This window comes from Endozoicomonas sp. ALC013 (assembly GCF_049310205.1).
GTDB lineage: Bacteria > Pseudomonadota > Gammaproteobacteria > Pseudomonadales > Endozoicomonadaceae > Endozoicomonas.
The window spans coordinates 1-5,157 of record NZ_JBLYNS010000224.1 but is presented as its reverse complement, the minus strand read 5'-3'; the positions used below and the strand labels follow the sequence as shown (position 1 = coordinate 5,157).

The window sequence follows — 5,157 nt, the reverse complement described above, 5'->3', positions numbered from 1 at the left end:
AGCGGGTGGCGGGAAGCCGGCAGCGCTTGCTGAAATGTCGGAGTTTTTAAATGACAGTTCCTTAGCGGGCACTGTACAGTGAATTCTACAGTGTGTATTTAGGGTTTTACCGAAGCCTCTGCTGGCGCATCAGCGGGGTCAGGTTTTGATTCTTGAGTGTTGACAAGAAAAATTGGCAAAAAATGACAGTTTTTTATTTTTTGGCTAACTGTTACCGGCTGACTATGAAGGCCGGTTCCGATTTGGATCTGATTAACCAGATGTTCAAGCGTTAAAAGTTTAAGCGTTTAAACGCTGTAACGATTAAGAACTGTCATTTAATAACTTCGACATTTCAGTAAGGAGTTGTCTGGAAATAACTTCCCTATTTTCATTGCCTGACTCCGTTCGGACTGAGCTTGTCGAAGTTCGGTGGCACGACCTTCGACAAGCTCAGGGTGAACGGAAATCGGGAACTTATTAAAAGACAATTCCTTAGCAGTTGCTTTTGTAATAACAATGTGCTGCAATCTCTCCGCCCATCGGCACCAGGTAATATGGCAAACCTCTGAGTTTGTATCACCTTCAGCGGTGGTAGCTCTCAGAGCCACATTGGGCAGCAGCGGCATCGGGTGTTCGATCCCCGGCCTGCCTTGGCTCTCAGGATATCCGCCTGGGCAAAGGGCCGGAGAGTAACAGGAAGGATAAGCTGATTGCTTTTTTTCATAAATATTTCGGACAATCAGGTTAGCCACCCTCTACTTCCTGTATGCATTACAGAAGTGATTGCATTGCTATCATGATTTACCAATGGCCCTTCTCTATTAAGTGTCTCTGTAATCTATGGTGTGTTCCTATTGCTTCGGTGGCTTTTTACGTCAAGTGCCCTCCACTTATCCCAGCCCTGATTTCTGATATTCCAATTCAGAGTGACGCATTGTACACCTTTTACACAACATCCAACGGTATTGCTTCCGCTCCAGAGTTGTCTGCATTGTTAGGCAGTCCGGTAAAAAAGTTACACACTTTCCGACGCGTTGTTAATAACACGGTCATTGTTGGCTGGGGACTGAAAGAGAATACGCTGAGGGCGAAGGCGTTTGCCCAGCAACATCAGTTACCTTTTTGGCAACTGGAAGACGGATTTATCAGTTATCTTGGCCATCCCGCACAGGGAGACCGGCGCTTTTCATTGATCAGCGATAAAACCGGTATCTATTACGATGCGACTCAGCCATCAGATATTGAGCACTTGCTGAATAAGTCAGACTGGCAGACCCCGGAACTGATGGCCCGGGCTCGAAAACTGCTGGATAGCATTCGTCAGCATCGAATCAGTAAATACAACCATGAACCAGTGGCCACAGATAGCAGTAAGTTCTTTACTTGCCGATCCTCTGATGGTCTTCTCCCTGATATCAGTAAAGAAAGGGTTCTGGTGGTTGACCAGACCCTTGGAGATTGCTCCGTTGAGTTCGGCATGGCCAATGAAACCAGTTTTCAGGCTATGTTGAAGTCGGCCCTGCAGGAAAATCCAACAGCAGAAGTCTGGGTGAAGGTTCACCCGGATGTACTACTTGGCACCAAGCGTGGCTATTTTGAGCTGGAACCCTGTGGCACCCGGATTAAGGGCTGTAAAAGCGACAGAGTAAGAATCTTAGCGGAAAAAGTGAATGCTCAATCCCTATTCCCCTGGTTTGCCAAAGTCTACGTAGTGACGTCTCAACTCGGGTTTGAAGCCCTCTGGCACCGGAAAAAGGTCGTCTGTTTTGGTGTGCCGTTTTACAGCGGCTGGGGGCTGACCGATGATCGGGTTCCCTGCCCAAGACGAACGTCACTGCACTCGGTTGAGAGTTTATTTGCCGCGGCTTGCCTGCTGTATACCCGCTATATTCATCCGGAAACTCATGAGCGCTGTGAGTTGGAAGACGTGCTGGAACTGGTTGTACTTCAGCAGGCACACAATAAACCACAGATTGAAACGCTGTATGCCTTGGGTTTCAGTATCTGGAAGCGGGCATTTGTTAGCCGGTTTGCCCATGGCGTGGCCCGGCGCGTTGTTTATATATCCAATGAAAAAGCCCTGCGCAAAAAGCTCACTGAGCGGGATGGTCTATTGCTCTGGGGCATGAAGCCTTTACAACAGGTGCCAGAGTACCCTATGCCCCTGTGGCGCATGGAAGATGGTTTTATAAGGTCGGTCGGATTAGGTGCCGAGCTTCGCAGACCCTGCTCCCTCATATTGGACAGCAGTGGCATTTATTACAATGCCATGCAGCCCAGTGACCTGGAACATTCTCTCAATACCTGCATGCTGTCCGATGAGGAGCAGCAACGGGGCCAAAACCTGGTTCGGCAGCTACTGGCTCAGCGCATTAGTAAATACAACCTGCTGGGTAACAAGGTCGACCCTTTCCACGGAGCCAGGCCTGGGCAGCAAAAAGTGCTGGTTACCGGTCAGGTTGATAGTGATGCTTCGTTAAAATACGGCAGTCCACGGGTAACCAGTAATCGGGATTTACTGCAACGGGTGCGTGAACATTTTATCGGTCAGAATGCCTTTATTGTCTATAAACCCCATCCAGATGTTGTACAGGCCGGTCGTGCCGGGCATTTACCTGAAGTGGAAGCATTACAGTGGGCGGACCAAGTCGTGGTCGATGTTGATATTTTTGACTGCATTCAGGGTTGTGATGAACTGCATGTTATGAGCTCTCAAGCCGGTTTTGAAGCCTTGCTGCAGAATAAAACCGTACACTGCTGGGGAATGCCTTTTTATGCCGGCTGGGGGCTGACAGTGGACCATATGTCATGCAGTCGTCGTGTCATGCGTCGGAATATCAATGAGCTCGCCTATATCGCACTCTGCTTATACCCCCGTTATATCCATTGGGGTACTGGTCGCTTTACTTCCCCCGAAAGCCTGATCCAACAGTTGTCGCAAGAGCGCAACACCATGAAAACCTCAACTTCAGGGGTCCTGGCCTGGTTGGAGCAGAAAAAGCGAAAGCTGTCTTTTCTGATGGAAGCCCTTAGAGCCAGTTAACACTGGTGCTGATTTTGCATTAATAATCCACTTATCATGTTTAAGTTGCTCTTATGTTGAGCATCCCGCCATTAACCTGAGTGACATTACATACGGAAGCTGAGGAACCATGAATTCCCGCCATGTGCTGTTTTTACAGGGACCGTTAGGGCCTTTTTTTCGTGATCTGGCAACACTTTTCAGTCGCCGTGGCTATGTTACACACCGGATTGTCTTTAATGGAGGAGATCTGTTTTATGCCGGGGCGGATCATGTCGTTGCCTTTACCGATTCACCGGATCACTGGACGGATTTTTTATTTGAATATCTACAGCGGCACAATATTGAATCCGTGTTTCTGATGGGGGACTGTCGGCTCTACCATCGAACAGCCAAACCGGTTTGTGAACGCTTGGGAGTTCGCTTTCTGGTGTTTGAAGAAGGCTATCTTCGGCCAAACACCATTACTCTGGAAGAACACGGTGTTAATGCCTATAGCCAATTGGGACTTTCTGTAGAAGACCTTGCCCAGGTCAACGCCCATTCTTGCTCTTCGAAAGTTGCCATGGGCGGAACCATGGCTGCCCGCACCCGATTTGCTGCTGCTTATTATTGGGCGGCCTTGTTTGCCCGTCGACGTTTTGCCCGGTACTGTCATCACAGGGCATTCCACCCGGTAAATGAAGGGACCAAGTGGTTGAGAGGCTTTGCCCGCAAAAAGTTGTATCGCTTTCGGGATAAGAAGGTGGAGCAGTCCATGCAGGAAGAGCTGAGCAAACGTTTCTTTATGGTAGCTCTGCAGGTACATGACGATAGCCAGATGCTGTATCACTCTTCATATTCTTCAGTTGAAGCATTTATTGCGGAGGTGATTCGCTCCTTTGCCCGCCACGCCACGGAGCAGAATGTGCTGGTGTTAAAGCACCATCCGATGGATCGTGGTTATACCCACTATGGGCAGATGATCACTGAGCTTTCTGAACACCTTGGCATTTCGCATCGGGTTGTTTACTGTCACGACCTGCACTTGCCCAGTGTCTATACCCACTGCCTGGGGGTAGTGACGGTGAATAGTACTGTTGGCCCCTCTGCACTGCTGCATAAGGTTCCCGTAAAAGTCATGGGACGGGCTATGTACGATATCCCGGGGCTGACCTCGCAATGCACTCTGGATAACTTCTGGGAGTATGCCGAACCGGTGGATATCGATCTGTTCCATCAGTTTCAGACTCTGCTGTTTGATAAGACCCAGATTAATGGCAGCTTTTTTACCAAACCGGAAATTACCTGCGCCAATGTACTGACCTTTTATCGACAACACTTTCACGGGCGGACTCCGGTTGTTCTGCTTCTTGACAAGCAACCTGTTGTTCATCGTTTGGATGAATCGCTGGTCGCCTGATGGCCTCACGGCTTAACTGATTATTTCTAATCCTGACTATCGTTCTTGTACATGTCATAAGAACGAAGTCAGGGTGTAGACAATGAGTTGGTTAACGTTAGTTGCTAAGCAATCAGGAAGCATCAGTGGTGTTTCAGTCTTTTTACTTTTAATGGGAACTCTGCCCATCAGGGTATTCGCCGTTGATTTAATACCCGATGGTATCGGCCTCTCCGGTGGGAAATACATTTTCGATAAAGCCAACATCAGTAATGCACGCATTGCGGCACGTTGGGATTGGGATCAGGACTTTATCAGTCACCCCAGGTGGAAGCTGGATGGCTATTTCGACCTTGGCTACAGCCAGTGGCAAAGCCATCTCTCTGTCAAAGACCAACCCAGCCCGAATGGTGCTGATAAAGCCTGGCAGGTTGGTTTTTCACCAGTGTTTCGTCTATCTCCTGAGTTACGCTATGCCATGACGCCCTTCCTTGATTTTGGAGTGGGGATCAGTTATCAGTCCAAAAAAAACATGGAGAAGAAACTCAAATCACCTATTAATATGGGCGGCCATACACAGTTTGAGATTCGTACCCTGGTTGGCTTCCAGTTTGGAGAAAAGAAAAATTACGAATTGTCTTACGGTTGGTTTCATTATTCTAACGCCCATTTACACCCGCAGAACGAAGCACTGGATTTTCAGGTGCTGAACTTCACTGTGAAGGTAAAATAATCAATCCTTACTCTGATGGCCTGTCAGTGTTGCTACTGA

Annotated in this window: 4 protein-coding genes; 3 read left to right on the top strand and 1 reads right to left on the bottom strand. The window is 48.4% G+C overall.

Translation table 11 applies throughout. The annotated features are described in order from the left end of the window. Positions 1-317: 317 nt before the first annotated feature. The gene (locus ACO6V1_RS22230; protein ID WP_422450357.1) at positions 318-734 is read right to left on the bottom strand and encodes a hypothetical protein; all 417 of its coding nucleotides are present in this window, start codon (positions 732-734) and stop codon (positions 318-320) included. 182 nt (positions 735-916) lie between these two features. Here ACO6V1_RS22230 and ACO6V1_RS22225 point away from each other — a divergent pair, with 182 nt between their 5' ends. From ACO6V1_RS22225 to ACO6V1_RS22215, 3 genes are all read left to right on the top strand, one after another. Then, positions 917-3,025, top strand: coding sequence for a capsular polysaccharide biosynthesis protein (locus ACO6V1_RS22225; protein ID WP_422450356.1), 2,109 nt, complete (start codon positions 917-919; stop codon positions 3,023-3,025). A 109-nt stretch (positions 3,026-3,134) separates the two neighbouring features. Continuing rightward, positions 3,135-4,406, top strand: a complete 1,272-nt coding sequence (locus ACO6V1_RS22220) for a capsule biosynthesis protein (RefSeq protein WP_422450355.1) — start codon at positions 3,135-3,137, stop codon at positions 4,404-4,406. A gap of 82 nt (positions 4,407-4,488) precedes the next feature. After that, the gene (locus ACO6V1_RS22215) at positions 4,489-5,118 is read left to right on the top strand and encodes an acyloxyacyl hydrolase (protein WP_422450354.1); all 630 of its coding nucleotides are present in this window, start codon (positions 4,489-4,491) and stop codon (positions 5,116-5,118) included. The last annotated feature ends 39 nt before the right edge of the window (positions 5,119-5,157 follow it).

Excerpts from the sequence above, each read along its gene's own strand:
- ACO6V1_RS22220 (WP_422450355.1), top strand. The coding sequence starts at position 3,135 with ATGAATTCCCGCCATGTGCTGTTTTTACAGGGACCGTTAGGGCCTTTT.
- ACO6V1_RS22215 (WP_422450354.1), top strand. The coding sequence starts at position 4,489 with ATGAGTTGGTTAACGTTAGTTGCTAAGCAATCAGGAAGCATCAGTGGT.